Annotated in this window: 18 protein-coding genes; 10 read left to right on the forward strand and 8 right to left on the reverse strand. The window is 70.5% G+C overall.

The genetic code is table 11. The features are described 5' to 3' along the window. Positions 1 to 5: 5 nt before the first annotated feature. Positions 6 to 314 (reverse strand): DUF4212 domain-containing protein, encoded by a 309-nt coding sequence (locus Q0C38_RS08155; protein WP_291296577.1) that lies wholly within the window; start codon positions 312 to 314, stop codon positions 6 to 8. A 209-nt stretch (positions 315 to 523) separates the two neighbouring features. Here Q0C38_RS08155 and Q0C38_RS08160 point away from each other — a divergent pair, with 209 nt between their 5' ends. Beyond that, a complete protein-coding gene (locus tag Q0C38_RS08160) occupies positions 524 to 1,111 on the forward strand; it encodes a hypothetical protein (RefSeq protein WP_291296578.1) in 588 nt (195 codons plus the stop codon). Further along, entirely contained in the window at positions 1,108 to 2,547 is a 1,440-nt protein-coding gene (locus tag Q0C38_RS08165; RefSeq protein ID WP_291296579.1) for a DUF294 nucleotidyltransferase-like domain-containing protein, read from the forward strand. The genes Q0C38_RS08160 and Q0C38_RS08165 overlap by 4 nt, the downstream gene beginning before the upstream one ends. Before the next feature lie 7 nt (positions 2,548 to 2,554). Here Q0C38_RS08165 and Q0C38_RS08170 read toward each other — a convergent pair whose 3' ends face one another. The 3 genes from Q0C38_RS08170 to Q0C38_RS08180 form a co-directional block, all read right to left on the reverse strand. Then, on the reverse strand, positions 2,555 to 4,171 hold the full coding sequence (locus Q0C38_RS08170; protein ID WP_291296580.1) for an ABC transporter substrate-binding protein: 1,617 nt from the start codon (positions 4,169 to 4,171) through the stop codon (positions 2,555 to 2,557). Between the two features lie 65 nt (positions 4,172 to 4,236). Continuing rightward, positions 4,237 to 4,989 carry a PolC-type DNA polymerase III gene (locus Q0C38_RS08175; RefSeq protein WP_291296581.1) on the reverse strand — a complete coding sequence of 251 codons (753 nt, stop codon included), beginning with the start codon at positions 4,987 to 4,989 and terminating at the stop codon, positions 4,237 to 4,239. Positions 4,990 to 5,070: 81 nt separating this feature from the next. Beyond that, positions 5,071 to 5,286, reverse strand: a complete 216-nt coding sequence (locus tag Q0C38_RS08180; RefSeq protein WP_291296582.1) for a hypothetical protein — start codon at positions 5,284 to 5,286, stop codon at positions 5,071 to 5,073. 259 nt (positions 5,287 to 5,545) lie between these two features. Here Q0C38_RS08180 and Q0C38_RS08185 point away from each other — a divergent pair, with 259 nt between their 5' ends. Then, a complete protein-coding gene (locus tag Q0C38_RS08185) occupies positions 5,546 to 7,459 on the forward strand; it encodes a propionyl-CoA synthetase (RefSeq protein ID WP_291296583.1) in 1,914 nt (637 codons plus the stop codon). Here Q0C38_RS08185 and Q0C38_RS08190 read toward each other — a convergent pair. Together Q0C38_RS08190 and Q0C38_RS08195 are read right to left on the reverse strand one after the other, a co-directional pair. Continuing rightward, entirely contained in the window at positions 7,434 to 7,904 is a 471-nt protein-coding gene (locus tag Q0C38_RS08190) for a GNAT family N-acetyltransferase (RefSeq protein WP_291296584.1), read from the reverse strand. The two genes, Q0C38_RS08185 and Q0C38_RS08190, sit on opposite strands and share 26 nt — an antisense overlap. Further along, complete coding sequence (locus tag Q0C38_RS08195) at positions 7,901 to 8,491, reverse strand: YqaA family protein (RefSeq protein ID WP_291296585.1); 591 nt, start codon at positions 8,489 to 8,491, stop codon at positions 7,901 to 7,903. The genes Q0C38_RS08190 and Q0C38_RS08195 overlap by 4 nt, the downstream gene beginning before the upstream one ends. A gap of 185 nt (positions 8,492 to 8,676) precedes the next feature. Here Q0C38_RS08195 and Q0C38_RS08200 point away from each other — a divergent pair, with 185 nt between their 5' ends. The 3 genes from Q0C38_RS08200 to Q0C38_RS08210 all read left to right on the forward strand — a co-directional run bounded on the left by Q0C38_RS08200 (position 8,677) and on the right by Q0C38_RS08210 (position 11,071). Further along, positions 8,677 to 9,867: an MFS transporter gene (locus Q0C38_RS08200; RefSeq protein ID WP_291296586.1), complete on the forward strand. Its 1,191-nt coding sequence runs from the start codon at positions 8,677 to 8,679 to the stop codon at positions 9,865 to 9,867. A gap of 103 nt (positions 9,868 to 9,970) precedes the next feature. Beyond that, positions 9,971 to 10,402: a hypothetical protein gene (locus tag Q0C38_RS08205; RefSeq protein WP_291296587.1), complete on the forward strand. Its 432-nt coding sequence runs from the start codon at positions 9,971 to 9,973 to the stop codon at positions 10,400 to 10,402. A 9-nt stretch (positions 10,403 to 10,411) separates the two neighbouring features. Continuing rightward, positions 10,412 to 11,071: an arylsulfatase gene (locus Q0C38_RS08210; RefSeq protein ID WP_291296588.1), complete on the forward strand. Its 660-nt coding sequence runs from the start codon at positions 10,412 to 10,414 to the stop codon at positions 11,069 to 11,071. A gap of 3 nt (positions 11,072 to 11,074) precedes the next feature. On the opposite strand, the gene Q0C38_RS08215 is transcribed toward Q0C38_RS08210, so the two are convergent. After that, the gene (locus Q0C38_RS08215; protein WP_291296589.1) at positions 11,075 to 12,394 is read right to left on the reverse strand and encodes an ATP-binding protein; all 1,320 of its coding nucleotides are present in this window, start codon (positions 12,392 to 12,394) and stop codon (positions 11,075 to 11,077) included. After that, a complete protein-coding gene (locus Q0C38_RS08220) occupies positions 12,391 to 13,110 on the reverse strand; it encodes a response regulator (protein WP_291296590.1) in 720 nt (239 codons plus the stop codon). Before Q0C38_RS08220 ends, Q0C38_RS08215 begins: the two co-directional genes overlap by 4 nt. A gap of 198 nt (positions 13,111 to 13,308) precedes the next feature. Between Q0C38_RS08220 and Q0C38_RS08225 the strand changes: the two genes are divergently transcribed. From Q0C38_RS08225 to Q0C38_RS08240, 4 genes are all read left to right on the forward strand, one after another. Next, positions 13,309 to 13,827: a hypothetical protein gene (locus Q0C38_RS08225; RefSeq protein ID WP_291296591.1), complete on the forward strand. Its 519-nt coding sequence runs from the start codon at positions 13,309 to 13,311 to the stop codon at positions 13,825 to 13,827. Between the two features lie 112 nt (positions 13,828 to 13,939). After that, the gene (locus Q0C38_RS08230) at positions 13,940 to 14,599 is read left to right on the forward strand and encodes a DNA-3-methyladenine glycosylase (protein WP_291296592.1); all 660 of its coding nucleotides are present in this window, start codon (positions 13,940 to 13,942) and stop codon (positions 14,597 to 14,599) included. A gap of 48 nt (positions 14,600 to 14,647) precedes the next feature. After that, positions 14,648 to 15,427, forward strand: a complete 780-nt coding sequence (locus Q0C38_RS08235) for an enoyl-CoA hydratase/isomerase family protein (RefSeq protein WP_291296593.1) — start codon at positions 14,648 to 14,650, stop codon at positions 15,425 to 15,427. Between the two features lie 83 nt (positions 15,428 to 15,510). Continuing rightward, the coding region (locus Q0C38_RS08240) for a hypothetical protein (protein ID WP_408870019.1) at positions 15,511 to 15,900 on the forward strand (390 nt) is incomplete at its 3' end.

A 15,900-nucleotide genomic window follows, 5' to 3' on the forward strand; every position in this document is an offset into this window, starting at 1 on the left:
GGTCCTCACTCTTCCGCGACGCCGAATTCCTCGTCGATCTCGTTCTGGCGCTTGGCGAACCAGAAGAGTTGCACGACGAAGATGATCAGGCTGCCCTGCGCGGCCATGTAGAAGCCGAGCGGGAACCCGAACACGTGGATCGTGTTCAGGCTTGGCGCAAAGATGTGGATGAAGAACCCAGCGACGAACCAGATCGCGAGCATCAGCCACATCAGGTTCGACGTCTTTTTCCAATAGGCGACTCCCGTCGCCGCATCGACATCCGGTGGCGCCGCATTCGGCGAACCGGACCCTGGCTCGACAATCCCTGCCATTGCTTCTCCCTCACCGCGGCGCTGCCGCTTTCCTGTCTCGTGCCTTGCGGCCGACGGCCACAACACGACACGAAGCTTCCCCGGACAATGCTTTGGCTGGTAGCACGGTGCCTGCGGCGTCGCCAACGAGTTTGTGAAACGTTGTGCAAGTTTTTCAGTGGTTTTCAGAGGTTTGACAGATGTCAGTTGTCGCCGGCCTGGTTCGTTTGTTGCGCCGCACAAAAAGCGCGGCCCCGGATGCCTTCGCCGCCTTCATCGCCGCGCGCGGTGCGTATCTCGCGCAGAAGACGGTGCTCGACTACTGCGCGGTGAAGCTGGGCGTGAACTGGCACAACGCCCTGCACGACCCGGTCTTCACCACCCCGCTCACCGCCTGCCGCTGGCGCACCTACCTCGTCGCGCAGGGAGATGTCGCCGCCATGGCAGAGAGCTGGCTCCGCCCGCATGCGCCAGACCCGGCCCTGCTGGTCCCGCCGCTCGCCGCCATCGTCACGAGCGCGATCGCCACCGTGGGCGTCCCGGAGGCCTTCGCGCCGGAAGCCGAGGCAGCGACGGCGGCCATCCTCCCGAAGCTCGCGCGGCTGCAGCTCGGCCCCACGCACGAGCCGACGACGCTGCCGCTCGACAGCGCGCCGGTGCTGCTCGCCACCCTGCCGATCCACCCCGATCTCCGGAAAGGAGAGAACGTCTCGATCCTTGGCGCACTGCGCATGCATCTCGTCTCCGCGCACCAGGACATGCAGCGCGAGTTCGATCCCGCTGCCCTGGCCGCGGCGCTGGTCGCGCGCCAGCCATGACAGGGCGGCGTGTCGCCTTCACGGGAACGGTGCGGAAGGCGATGCACCCAGCCCCGCCATGCCTCCCTGCCGACACGCCGCTCCGCGATGCCGTCGCCGCAATGGTCGCGGGCCGCGACTCGGCGGTGCTCGCCGTCGACGCCGAGGGGGTGGCGACCGGCATCCTCACCGAACAGGACATCGCTCGCCGCGTCACGTTCCAGGCAGAACCCGACACCCCGCTCGCCGCGGCGATGACCGCGCCCATCGTGGGTGTCGGCGCCGATGAGCCGCTATGGCGTGCCGTCGGCACGATGCGGGCGCGGCGGCTGCGGCACCTTCCCGTGCTCGACGCGGCCGGCCGCCCGATCGGCATGCTGCGCCGGTTCGAGACCTACGCCGCCGCCTCCGGCCAGCTGCTCGACCATCTCGAGGCGCTGGCCGCCGGCGATGACGAGGCAGGCTTCGCCGCCACCCGCGCCGCCCAGGCAGGGCTTGCCCGCGCCCTGCTCGATGACGGCGTGGCGGCGGCAGACGTGATCGGCGTCGTCTCCGAGATCAATCTCGACATCCATCGCCGCTGCGTCACCCGCGCGCTCGCCGCCGCTGGCACGGCCCCACCGGTTCCCTTCACCCTGCTGGTGATGGGCAGTGCCGGGCGCGGCGAGAGCTTCCTGTTCCCCGACCAGGACAACGGCCTCATCCTCGGCGACAGGCCCGATGACCGGCACACGGAGGTCGATGCCTGGTTCATCCCCTTCGCCGAGGACCTCAACGCCAGGCTCGCCGCTGCCGGCTTCACGCTGTGCAAGGGCTGGGTGATGGCGATGAACCCGCTCTGGCGGAAGACGCTCGGCGAGTGGAAGGCGCAGTTCACGCTCTGGACGGCGCGGCGAAGCCCAGCCGCGCTGCTGTTCGGCGACATCGCGTTCGACTTCCGCGCCGCCTGGGGCGCGGAGGAGCCGGCTTCGGCATTGCGCACGCACCTGAAGGCAGCGCTCGCCTCCCGGCCTGCCTTCCTGGCAGCGCTTGCCGCGGAGAACGCGAAATTCGGCGTCGGGCTGTCCTTCTGGGGCGGGTTCCGGGATGACGAGCCTGGCCCCGGCACGCGCACCGACCTGAAGCTGCGCGGGCTGATGCCGCTCGTCTCCGCGACACGGCTGTTGGCACTCCAGCACGGCATCGCCGAGACGGCGACGCGCGCAAGGCTCGCCGCCATCGGTGCGATCGGCGCGCTGGCAGAGGGCGAGCGGCGGCGCCTCGACGCAGCCTTCGCCCTGATCGTCGATGCGCTGCTGCGCCAGCAGCTCGCCGACCTTGCCGCCGGCCTGCCCGCGACGAACCTGGTCGATACGCAGGCGATGGCAGCAGCCGACCGCGCGGCGCTGCGCGACGCGCTGAAGGCCGTCGCCTCGTTCCAGAAGGCGACGATCGCGGGGCTGACCGGCGGGGTGTGAAACGGCGTCAGGTCATGCTGATGCGGGTGAGGTCCGTGAACCAGCTCTGCGCCGGAAGGTAGCCGGTGACGCGCCGCGAGAATGCGCGGGCCTGGCGGTCGTGCACGACGTAGAGCCAGGGCGCCTCGTCGACCAGGGTCTCGTGGATGCGGGCGAGCGCCGGCTCGAGCGGCGCGCCGGAGAAATCCCCCTCGAGCGCATCGAGCGCGGCGTCGAGCGCGGGCGAGCGGTAGTGGCCCCAGTTCACGCCCTGCGGCGTCACGTTCCGGCTATGGAACCAGCGCCACAGCAGCGCATGGTCCCACGTTGTCGAGGCCTGGTTCATCGCGTGGACCGTGCGGTTCGCACCCTGGTCGGGCGCCTGGCGCCAGGCCGTCAGCATCGCGTTGAACTCGATCACCTCGAAGCGGAGGTCGAAGCCCGCCGGTGCCATCTGCTGCTGCATCAGCTCGTTCATCGGCAGCGGCAGCATCTGCCCGCCGCCGGAGGGGCTGATCATGATGGTCGCGGCCACGCGCCTGCCCCCGCCGTAGCCGGCCTCGGCCAGCAGCGCGCGGGCGCGGGCGACGTCATAGGTGAAACGATTCTTCGGCGCGCCGAACACCGCGCTGCCCGCCGGCCAGTAGCCGACGGCGGGCTCGGCGGTGCCGTTGAACAGCGACGCGACGGCCTCGCGATCCACCGCGTAGTTGGCCGCGAGCCTGACGCGCACATCGGCGAAGGGGCTGTCAGGCGTTGTCTTGAAGTAGTAGGGCCATACGTGGGGATACGTATTCGAAACGACCTGGAACCCGGCCGAGGCGAGGCCGGGCACGGCATCGGGCGGTGGCGTCTCGATCCAGTCCACCTGGCCGCTGCGCAGCGCCGCGATGCGCGCGGCGGCGTCGGGAACCGGGATCAGCACGATGCGCGCGACGCCGGGCAGCCGCGCGCGATCCCAGTAGGCGTCGTTGCGCTCAAGCTCCGCCCGCTCGCGCGGTACGAGGCGGGTGAGCCTGAACGGGCCGGTGCCGGCCGGTGCGCGCGCCGTCGCCGCCCAGTCGTTGCCCGCGCGGGCGAAGGCAGCAGGGCTTGAGATCAGCAGCCAGGTGAGCTGCGATGGGAAATAGGAGGCGGGAAACCGCGTGCGGATCGCGATGCTGTGGGTCCCGCGCTTCTCCCATGACGCGACGGTGGGCACGCGCGTGCGCACGAAGCCCGCGGTCGAGCGGTCATATTGCGGGGCGCTCTCGTCGAAGAAACGGCCAAGCGTCCAGGCCACCGCATCGGCATCGAACGGCGTGCCGTCGTGGAAGGTCACGCCCTCGCGCAGCGTGAAGGTCCAGAGCGTACGGTCGGCCGCGTCGACGGACCAGGCGGTGGCGAGGCCGGGCATGAGCGTGGGCAGCCTGTCGGTGCGCGAGAGGTCCCAGGCGACAAGCGGCTCGAAGCACGGATAGCCGAGGAAGCGCATCCCCTCCGACCCCTGGTTCGGCATGCCGGCCGACAGCGGCACATCGGCTGTCGTCATCGCGATGCGGAGCGTGCCGCCACTGCCTGGGGCTTGGGCAAGTGCGTCAGCGAATGGCAGCGCGGCCAGCGGCGTGGCAGCAAGGGCACGGAGCAGCGTACGGCGTTCGGTCATTGCAAGGTCCCCGGTTGTTCCTGCGAACCGGCGTTTGCAAGCGCCATACCATCCGACGGAACGGTTCAGAACCGTTCTGCAGCCGCAGCGATCTGCCGTGCCATGCGGGTGCGCGCGAAAAGCTCGGCCAACGAGGTAATGCGGCGCGCCTCGGCGCGGCGGAGCATGTCGCAGAAAAGCGCCGCGGTCGCCTCGGCATCGCCCAGCGCATCGTGGCGGCCGGCGATCACCACACCATGGCGCGCGGCGAGTCCGTCGAGGTCGTGCGCCTTCTCGTCTGGGTCCAGCCACTGCGACAGGCGAAGGCTGCACAGCACGGGGTTGGCGAAGGTCACGCCGGCCTGCGCCTCGGCGGCATGCAGGCAGGCCGTGTCGAACGCGGCATTATGGGCGACGAGAACCGCATCGCCGGCGAAACGGTGGAACGCCGCGACCGCTTCGGGCCAGGGCGGGCTGCCAGCGACCATCGCATCGGTGATGCCATGGATCGCCGTGCTGGCGGGCGGAATGGGCCGCCCAGGCTGGGCGAAGGTGGCAAAACGGTCAACGTCGAGGATACGCCCAGCCTCGACCCGCACGGCGCCGATCGCGACGATCCTGTCGCCATGGCTGGGCTGCAACCCCGTGGTCTCGAGGTCGAACACGACATAGCGGCAGGCGGCGAGGGCGCCATCGGGCAGCATCAGGGGTGCGGCGTGGCGCTGGGCGCGGTCCCTGGCGCGTTCCTCGGCGTTCGGCGCCATCAGCGCAGCAGCGGCGGCCTTCAGCGCGCGGGCAATCAGCCCGGGGCGCCGGGCACGTGGCGTGTGCGTTTCCATCCCGGTCTCAAAGGTAGGTCAGCCCGGCACGCCGCGTATATGGGGGGATTGCCGGGCGCGTCCTCGACGCACCGGGACGCCTCAGCCGAAGTTGACGCCCCGCGTCGGTCGGGCAGGCTCGCGGATCGTCAGGCCGTTTTCCTCTGCCTCGACGGCTACGCAATCCGCCGCGAGCAGGATCGCGCGCGCTGCGTCGCTGAGTCCGATGCTCTTGGCTTCCTCTGCGAGTGCCCTCAGGCACTCGTAGAGCCCGGAGGGTGAGGCACCGGGCGGCGGGGGTCGCATTGATGCGGCCATTGGCTTCCAAGGGACCATACGTTTGTAAGGTTGCAGACACTGCTCGCTTTTTCGTGAAATAACAACCGTAGAGTGCGTACTGTGTGCATCAAATCCGGGAAGGTTGTGAAGGCTCAGCGATAACGCCTTGAGAGATAGGGAGTTTCCTCCACCCCAAGCTTGCCGTTGCAGCGGACAAGCTCCCGCGCGCACTCTCCTTCCCTACGACGCAGGCGACAGGCCTGCCGCCGCACGGGTGGAAACGGGACGGAAGACGCCGATGCCAGATGCCGCATTGCCAGCCTCTGCCGAGCGGTCTGGCTACGATGCCACCTACGCCGCATGGCACCACGATCCAGCCGGCTGGTGGGCCGCACGCGCCGCCGCGCTCGAATGGACCCGCCCGCCGACGATCGCCTTCGATGCCACCCTCGGCGCGTACGGGCGCTGGTTTCCCGATGGCGTCCTGAACACGTGCCACAACGCGCTTGACCGCCATGTCGCCGCCGGCCGCGGCAACCAGCCGGCGCTGATCTGGGACAGCCCGATGACGGGGCGCCAGGCACGCTACAGCTTTGCGGAGCTGACCGACCGCACCGCCCGCGTCGCCGGCGCGCTCGCCGCCCTCGGGGTGACGAAGGGTGACCGGGTCATCGTCTACATGCCGATGGTGGCCGAGGCCGTGATCGCCATGCTCGCCTGTGCGAGGCTGGGCGCGATCCACTCGGTCGTGTTCGGCGGCTTCGCAGCCGCCGAGCTCGCGAGCCGCATCGCGGATGCGACGCCCAAGGTGATCATCTCCGCCTCCTGTGGCCTCGAGCCGGGGCGGACCATCGCCTACAAGCCGCTGCTCGACGCCGCGATCGCGATCTCGCCGCACAAGCCCTCCGCCTGCCTGATCCTGCAGCGGCCGGAACTCGAGGCCGCGATGACGGAAGGCCGCGACCATGACTGGGCGGCGGCGGAACGCGGCGCCACGCCGCACGCTTGCGTTCCCGTGGCCGCGACCGATCCGCTCTACATCCTCTACACCTCCGGAACGACGGGGCGGCCCAAGGGCATCGTGCGCGACAATGGCGGGCACGCGGTCGCGCTCAACAACACCATGGCGATGCTCTATGGCGTCGGGCCGGGCGATGTGTTCTGGGCGGCCTCGGATGTCGGCTGGGTGGTCGGGCACAGCTACATCGTCTACGGCCCGCTGCTCGCCGGCTGCACCACCATCGTCTACGAGGGCAAGCCCGTGGGAACGCCCGACGCGGGCGCGTTCTGGCGGGTGTGCGCCGAGCATCGCGTCAAGGCGCTGTTCACCGCACCGACCGCGATCCGCGCGATCAAGCGTGATGACGCCGACGGAACGTTGCTGCGTCGCTACGATCTCTCGCGGCTGGAGGCGCTGTTCCTCGCCGGCGAACGCTGTGATCCCGATACGGTCGTGTGGGCGGAGCGGCTGCTCGGCAAGCCCGTGATCGACCATTGGTGGCAGACCGAGACGGGCTGGGCCATCACCGGCAATTTCCGCGGCCTCGGCCTGTTTCCCGTGAAGCCAGGCTCGGGCGGCAAGCCCTCGCCCGGCTTCGACGTGCAGGTGCTGGACGAGGCCTCGCGCCCAGTGCCACCGGGCACGATCGGCGATCTCGCGGTGAAACTGCCGCTTCCCCCCTCGTGCCTGCCGACGCTCTGGCACAACGACCAGGGCTTCCGGGATGCCTATCTCGCGCAACATCCCGGCTGGTACACCACGTCCGATGCCGGAATGATCGACCAGGATGGGTACGTCTCGGTGATGAGCCGGACCGATGACATCATCAACGTCGCCGGCCACAGGCTGTCGACCGGCGCGATGGAGGAGGTGCTCGCCGCGCACCAGGATGTCGCCGAATGCGCCGTCGTCGGCATGCGCGACGCGCTGAAGGGCCAGGTGCCGCTCGGCCTCGTCGTGCTGAAGGCGGGCGTGACCAAGCCGGAAGCCATGCTCGTGGCCGAGCTTGTCGCGATGGTGCGCGATCGGATCGGCCCTGTCGCTGCGTTCAAGGAAGCGCGGGTGGTGCCGCGCCTGCCCAAGACGCGGTCGGGCAAGGTGCTGCGCGCGACGATCCGCCGCATCGCCGACGGGCAGGACTATGCCGTGCCGCCGACGATCGACGACCCGGCGAGCCTTGACGAGATCAGCGCGCTGGTGGCACCGCGCTGAGGCGCATCAGCACGTCGTCGACGACCGTGCCGTCGGCGAGCCGCCACGCCTCCGGCACGAAGCCGACGGGGGCGAAGCCCGCCCGCGCATAGGCGCGCCGCGCGCGGGTGTTGTGCGCGAACACCTCGAGGCTGAGCGTCGCGAGGCCGAACGCGCCGAAGGCATGGTCGATCACCGCGGCAAGCAGGTCACGCCCCTCGCCCTGCCCAGCCTCGGCAACGGCGATGCGCTGGATCGCGGGCCGGCGCGTGTCGCGCCCGCGCAGGATGGCGAAGCCCCGCCGTTGCTCCTCGCGCTCGCCGATCAGCACGGCCCAGGCAGGATCGGCCTGCACCGCACGGTGCCGCGCCTCGGGCCACTGGCCGATGACGCGCGCATAGCCGGGCGTGCGCTCCACCGCCATGACGAAGGCGATGTCGTCCTCCTCCGCGAGGCGAACCCTCACAGGAACCGCACGAGCGCGAAGCCGCCGACGAGCAGTGCCAGGAACAGCAGCGTGAAGAAGGTCAACCGCTTCTCGATCACGGCCAGCACCGGCGGGCCGAATTTCGCCGCGACGAAGGCCACCATGAAGAATCGCAAGCCACGGCTCAGCACCGAGGCCGCCATGAAGGGGATGATCCCCATGCCGACGGCGCCCGAGGCGATGGTCGCGAGCTTGTAGGGGATGGGCGTGAACCCCGCGATCGCCACCACCATCCAGTCGTACTGGAGATAGAGCTCGCGGAACCGCTCGTTCGCCTCCTCAAGCTTGTAGGCCTCGATGATCGGCACCGCGACGGCCTCGTACAGCCCCCAGCCGATCAGGTAGCCGAAGGCGCCGCCGAGTGCCGAGGCGATGGTGCAGATCAGCGCCGAGCGCCACCAGCGATCGGGCCGCGCGACGGCCATCGGCGCCAGGATCACGTCGGGCGGAATGGGGAAGAAGCTCGATTCGGCGAAGGAGATGATCGCCATCCACACCTGCGCCTTCGGGTGCGCCGCGAGCCGCAGCGTCCAGTCATAGAGGCTGCGGATGAAGGGCAGTTCCACGGGCGGATGTCCTGGCCGGAGGGATGGCAGACCTGGGCGAAAGGGCGAGGTGACACGCGCCACGACCCGAGCGCAAGCGAGGGTGCCGCGCAGGCGGGGAGCGCAAGCCGGGCATCACGGCAACGCATGGGCCGTATCAGCGCTATGCCCTGGGCGAAGGCCCGGCGGGCCTGTAGCCTGCCCGCATGGCCGTGTCACCTCGCCTCCTGCTCCTCTGTGCCGTCGTCCTTTGCGCGATCTCGATGGGGCTTCGCCAGAGCTTCGGCCTGTTCCTCGGGCCGATGACCGCCTTCCATGGCTGGACGGCCTCTGCCTTTGCGCTCGCCATCGCGATGCAGGTGCTGCTGAACGGCGTGGCGCAGCCGATCTGCGGCAACGTGGCGGATCGATTCGGCGGCCGCACGGTTCTCTGGGGCGGCTGGGTGCTCTACGCGATCGGGCTTGCCATCATGGCGGCGGCGGCGTCGCTCGCGATGTTCTATGTCGGTGCCTCGCTCGTGCTCGGCATCGCCGTGTCAGCGGCCGGGTTCCCGATCGTGATGGCAGGCCTCTCGCGCCTGCTGCCGCCCGAGATGCGCGGCCGCGCGACCGGGCTGGTCACGGCGGGCTCGTCGTTCGGGCAGTTCTCGGTCGTGCCGATCGTGCAGGCGGGGATCGACCTGCTCGGCTGGCGGGGCGCGCTGTTCGCCATGGCGGGGGTGGCGATCCTCGCCATGCCGCTCGCGCTGCCGCTCGCCGACAGGCCCGCACCGAAGCACGAGGGGCGGCCCCAGGCAGCGGGAGCGGCGCTGAAGGAAGCGCTCTCGACCTCGCATTTCTGGTGCCTCTTCTTCGGGTTCTTCGTCTGCGGCGTGCATGTGTCGTTCCTGACCGTGCACCTGCCTGGCTTCGTCGCCTCCTGCGGGTTGCACCCGTCCTGGGGGGCGACGTCGATCAGCATCATCGGCCTGTTCAACATCATGGGGGCCATGCTGTCGGGCGAGCTCTCTGGCCGGTGGCGGCGGCGGGAGCTGCTGGTGTTCATCTACGCCGCGCGCGGCGTGGTGATGACGCTGTTCTTCCTCGGCCCGAAGAACGAGACGACGCTCGTCATGTTCTCCGCAGCGATGGGGTTCCTCTGGCTGTCCACCGTGCCGCCGACGGTGGCACTGGTCGCGCGACGCTTCGGCACGCAGTGGCTCGCGACGATCTTCGGCCTGGTGTTCCTCGGCCACCAGATCGGCGGGTTCATGGGCGCATCGCTCGCGGGCTTCATCTGGGACCGCACGGGCAGCTACGACCAGATGTGGGTCATCGCCATCCTCGCCGGCGCCTTCGCCGCCCTCGTGAACCTGCCGGTGAAGGACCCGCGCACGCCTGTGCCCGCCAGGGCTTGAGCGGTGGGGGCTTGAGCGGTGGGGGCCTGAGACGGTCGGCGTGACGGTTCCTCCCGGCCACCACCTCGGCTAACGTCGCGCGACAACCATCCGGGACCATGCCGTGACACGTTTTCTGATCGCTGCCCTACTGCTCCTCAGCCCCCTTCCCGCCGCCGCGCAGGGCGAGCCGCATGCCTGGCTGTTCGGTTCCTGGTCAGGCGGCACGATGCCGCCCAACCGCGCCCAGAGTGCCGCGGCCTGCAACGCCGTGCCGACGGTGATCGTCACGCGCGACATCGTGCTGCGCACCACGCTGCTCGACCCGACCTACCAGCAGCGCATCGTCGAGACCGTGCGCGTCACGCCCGACGGCGCCGAGATCCGCTTCCGGCCGATCCCCCGCGTCCCAGGCATGTTCGGGGCCCAGGCAAACCCGGGTTTCGGCTGCGGCAGCCCCGACCTGCTCACCATCCGCCGCCGCGGGCCGAGCGAGATCGAATTCCCCGGCTGCCTCGACTTCCCTTCCCCGCTCGTCCGCTGCGCAGCACAGTAAAGCCTGACCATGCCGCGCATCGCGCTGATCCACGCCCTCCGCCATTCGCCTCAGCCGATCGCCGAGGCCTTCGCGCGCCTCTGGCCGGCGCCCACACTGATGAACCTGCTCGATGACAGCCTCTCGGCCGACCTGGCCAGGGATGGCGCGATCACGCCGGCGATGACGCAGCGTTTCCTCGACCTCGCCGCCTATGCGCGGCGCACGGGGGCGGAGGCGATCCTCTTCACCTGCTCGGCCTTCGGCCCGTGCATCGAGGCGGTGAAGGCGGCGAACGCGGACATCCCCGTGCTGAAGCCGAACGAGGCAATGATCGATGCAGCGCTCGACGCAGCCCCCTCGGGTCGCATCGGGCTGCTCGCCACATTCCCCGCGACGCTGCCCTCCATGCGGCCCGAGTTCGCGGCGGCGGCAAAGGCGCGCGGCATCACGCTGACGCTCGCCGAAGCCTGCGCTCCCGCGGCGCTCTCTGCCCTCGATGCCGGGGATGCGGCGCGGCACGACGCTGAGGCCGCCGCCGTCGCGCCCACGCTCGAGGGAGAGGTGATCGCGCTTGCGCAGTTCAGTCTCGCCCGCGCGGCCGACGCGGTGGCCGCGGCGACCGGCAAGCGCGTGCTGACCACGCCCGACAGCGCCGTGCTGCGGCTGAAGGCGCTGCTGCGCGGCTGACCGCTACGCGGGCAGCGTCGCGGTCGCCATCACTCCAGCCGGGGAACGGTTCGCGAGCGTCACGTCACCGCCATGGGCGCGCAGGATGTTGCGCGCAATCGACAGGCCAAGCCCCGTGCCGCCTGTCTCGCGGTTGCGGCTTGCCTCCAGCCGGTGGAAGGGCTGGAACACGCGCTCGAGCTCCGCCTCGGGAATGCCTGGCCCCTCATCGGCCACCGCAATCCGCACGATGCCCTGCTCCGGCCCCGACAGCGTCACGCGGCAGCCGCCGCCGTAGACCACGGCGTTGCGCACGAGGTTGCCGAGCGCGCGCTTGAGCGCCAGCGGCCGCGCATCGACCGGCAAATGCGGCGGCACCGCAAGCGTCACGACCTCATGGCCCGCAACGTCGTTCGCCTCGTCGGCGATGGTGCGCAGGAGCTCGGCGAGGTCGACGCGGCCCATCGGCTGCGTTGCCGCCTCGTCGCGCGCAAACGCAAGCGTGCCGGCGATCATCGCCTCCATTTCGTCGAGGTCGGCGAGGATCTTCGCCCGCTGCACATCGTCCTCGACGAACTCGGCGCGAAGCCTGAGCCGTGTGATCGGCGTGCGCAGGTCATGCCCGACGGCGGCCAGCATCGCCGTACGGTCGGCCACGAAGCGGCCGATCCTGTCGGCCATGGTATTGAACGCCGCTGCCGCCTGCGCCACCTCGGCCGGGCCCGTCTCCGGCAGCCTTGGCGCGTTCACGTCACGGCCCAGTCGTTCCGCGGCGGCGGCAAGGTCGCTGATCGGGCGGGTGGTGCGCCGCACCGCCCAGAACGACAGCGCGGCAACCGCCACCGTCATCAGCCCGAGTGCGGCGAGGAAGCCGGGCGCCGACCAGGGCCGCGGCGGCGGCGGGCGCGCGTTGACGTTGAGCCAGGCTCCCTCCGGCAACCGCAGACTGACCGTGATCGCCCGTCGCGGCACGCCGCCAACCAGCACCTCGCGCGGGCGCATGTGCAGCGGCCCGAGGCGCGAGAGGCCGGCAGCGATCCTGTCGATGCCGGGGTCGGTGATCAGCCCGCGCTCGGGCGCGAGCGGCGCGGCATCGACGGTGGCGGTGACACCTTCGGGCAGGTCGAAGCCACGGGCGATGGCATCGCGCCGCTCCGGCTGGCTCATCACCAGCGTGCGCCAGAGTGCCGCCGTGCGCCCGACCGCCTCGCGCGCCTGCTGTGCGCGCTGGATCTCGATGCGGTCGAAGGCATGGATGGTCAGTGCGACGACCTGCACCGCGAACAGGCCGAGAAGGAGGACGAGGAAGGTCCGCCCCGCGATCGAGCGTGGCCAAACCCTCATGTCCGTTCCACCTCGGTGGCGAGCACGTAGCCGCCGCCGCGCACCGTCTTGATCAGGGCGGGGTTCTTCGCGTCGTCATCGAGCTTGCGCCGCACGCGGCTGACGGCGACGTCGATCGCACGGTCGAACGGGCCGGTGGTGCGACCGTGCAGCAGGTCCATCAGCATGTCGCGTGTGAGCACCCGCCCCGGCCGGTCGGCGAGGCAGGCGAGCAGTTCGTACTCGCCCCCCGTCAGCGGTACCTCGACGCCTGTGGGCGAGAGCAGGCGTCGGCGGGCGGTCTCGAGCGTCCAGCCGGCGAAGCGGTAGGTCGCGGCTGGCCCGCCATCGTCCTCCGGCAGGGTCTCGCCACGGCGGAGCACGGCGCGGATGCGGGCGAGCAGTTCGCGCGGGTTGAACGGCTTCGGCACATAGTCATCGGCGCCGAGCTCGAGGCCGACGATTCGGTCCGTCTCCTCGCCCATCGCCGTCAGCATCACCACCGGCGTTCGCCCCTCGCCCCTGATGAATCGCAGCAGCGCGAGCCCGTCCTCGCCAGGCAGCATCAGGTCGAGCACGACGAGGGCGAAGCGCTGCCCGGGCCAGAGCCGGCGAAGCTCACGCCCATCGCGCGCGCCGGTGACGCGGAAGCCGTGCTTTTCCAGGAAGCGCGACAGCAGGTCGCGGATCTCACGGTCATCGTCGACGACGAGGATGTGCGGGGCAGGCTCTGCCATGTCCCCTTGTCGCGCTTCCCGAGGGCCGGAGGCAACGGGGCGCACGTCACGCAGCGTTGCCGGAGGGCCGGCCGCAACAGAGCGTTACACATCCTCACCGCCCCGCAACGGCGGGACGAACGCCAGCAACCCCCACGGCCCATGCTCCACGACGATCCCCGATGGCTCGGGGCCAAACGTGGAGAGGATGCGGATCAGATGAAGAACTGGATCAAGGTGACACTTGTGGCAGGCGGTCTCGCGAGCGCGGGCCTCGCCGGCTATGGCGCGGGCAAGATGGGCGCCTATGCCCAGGGCGGGCCTGGCATGGGCCCCGGCATGGGCCAGGGCCAGGGCATGGGGCCCGGCATGGGCCAGGGAATGGGTCCCGGCCAGGGCCAGGGCATGGGCCCCGGTATGGGCCAGGGCATGATGGGCCAGGGCATGGGCGAGCGTGGCCGCGGCCATCACGCCCATGGTGGCCAGATGGGCGGCCGCATGAGCGGGCCGTTCGCGCAGTTCTTCATCAACCGCGACAACAAGAACCTCACCAACGACGACGTGAAGAAGATCGCCGAGGCCGGCCTGCTCTGGTTCGGCGAGCGCAACTGGCGCATCGGCGAGGTGAAGGACAGCGGCTCGCGCACCGCCGAGTTCGTGCTCGTGACCACCGAGGGCGGCGTGATCGCCCGCTTCACGATGGATCGCGACTCGGGCCGGGTGCGGCGGATCGCATGATCCGATCCGGAGGATGCATGCGCCGAATTGCCTGACTCGACACTTGGGTTCACGGCGAAGCATCGGCTGACCCGGCTTTCCGCCGGCGCGGCGGGGAGGCATTCTCCCCGCCGTGCCGGACCCCATCGCCCCGATCCCCCCCCTGCCTGCGCCTGAGCGTGCCGCGCTCAGGCGGCTGGCTGCCCGCGTGCCGGAGTTCGCCGCCATCGAGCGCGCCGCCGGCCCGCTGCCCTGGCGCACGCGCGAGGCGGGGTTCTCCGGCCTGCTCGCGGCCATCGTCGGGCAGCAGATCAGCAACCTCGCCGCCGCCGCCATCTGGAAGCGCATCGAGGCGCTGATGGCGGGAAGCCCACGTGCCGAGGCGCTGCTCGCCCTGCCCGAGGGGGCGTTGCGCGAGGCCGGGCTCTCGCGCCCGAAAATCGCCTATGCGCGCGGCCTGGCCGACGCCGTGGCCACGAAGCGCCTCGACCCTGACGCCTTCCCCGCGATGGACGACGAGGCGGTGATCGCGGCGATCAGCGCGCTCAACGGCTTCGGGCGATGGTCGGCCGAGATCTACCTGCTGTTCGCGCTCCAGCGCCGCGACGCATTCCCCGCCGCAGACCTGGCACTCGCCTGCTCGGCCGAGGCGCTGTTCGGCCTGCCCGCGCGGCCGCCGGAGAAGGCGCTGCGCGCGTTGGCGGAACCCTGGGCGCCCTATCGCGGCCTTGCCGCGCGGCTGCTCTGGCACCACTGGCGGCACCTCAAGAGCCGCCCCGCTTTCGACAGTTGATGGCTTTCGATCGTTGATCCCCTTGTGCAAGGAAACGACACCGTGACGATGAGCCCGCATATCCGCACCGAGCGCCATGGCGACATCGCCGTCGTCGTGTTCGATCGCCGCGAGAAGCGCAACGCCTTCAACCTCGCGATGTGGGAAACCCTCGCCGCGACGATGGACGCGCTGTCGGCCGACGGCACGCTCCGCTGCGTCGTGCTGCGCGGCGCCGGTGCCGAGGCGTTCAGCGCGGGTGCGGACATCTCCGCCTTCGAGGACGAGCGCGGCACGCGCGAGAAGGAGGACCACTACGGCGAGGTCTGCCACCGCGGCATGCAGTCGATCCGCGCCTGCATCCATCCCACCGTCGCGATGATCCAGGGGGTCTGCATCGGCGGCGGTGCGGGCATCGCCACGATGTGCGATTTCCGCGTCGGCGGCGAGGGCCTGCGCTTCGGCATCACCGCGCGCAACCTCGGCATCTGGTATCCGTACGCGGAGATGGACCCCGTGGTGCAGATCTGCGGCACCGCGGTTGCGGCCGAGATCTTCATCGAGGGCCGCATCTTCTCCGGTGCGGAGGCGTACCAGAAGGGCCTGCTCTCCCGCGTCGTGGCGGATGATCGCGTCGAGGACGAGGCCATGGCGCTCGCACGTCGCATCGCCGAGGGGGCGCCGCTGTCGGCCCGCTTCCACAAGCGTGCGCTCACCCTGCTCCGCGGCGCGCTGCCGGTGACGGCGGAACAGGAGGCAGCGGTGAACGACTTCGTGCTGACGGAGGATTTCCAGAACGCCTTCCGCGCCTTCCTCGCCAAGCGCAAGCCGGTGTTCCAGGCGCGGTAGGAGCCACCGCCCCCACCGCCCTGACCCGGCCTGGGGGGGGGACCTTAATCCCGCGCTTACGTCTGTCTGCGCATCGTCGGACGATGACAGCGCTGGCACGCCAAAGCACGCCTGCACACACGCCGGCAGAACCGCCGCGCGCCGCAGCACCTGACGCGCCGCTCGCACCCGCGAGCTTCCGCGAACGCGGCGTCGTTCTCGCAGCCACCACGCCCGCCTTCGCGTTCGCCCGCGTGCGCGATGCAGCCGGCGGGCGTGAGCTCATTCTGCGCAACGCATCCGGCACGCGCGGAGCGATGGTGATCCCGCTCGCCAAGGCGGCCGACTATGCCCGCCCCTCGCTGCATGACCGCGCCGTGCTCGCCGACCTTGCCGCGACGCCACGCCTCGGCCCGAGCCAGATGGCGCTGATCGCCCGCAGCGCGGCGCGCGCGGGCCTTGCCGGGCGGTCGGCGATGGCAGCGGCGGAGGCC

The organism is Elioraea sp. (assembly GCF_022842375.1).
Taxonomy (GTDB): Bacteria; Pseudomonadota; Alphaproteobacteria; order Acetobacterales; family Acetobacteraceae; genus Elioraea_A.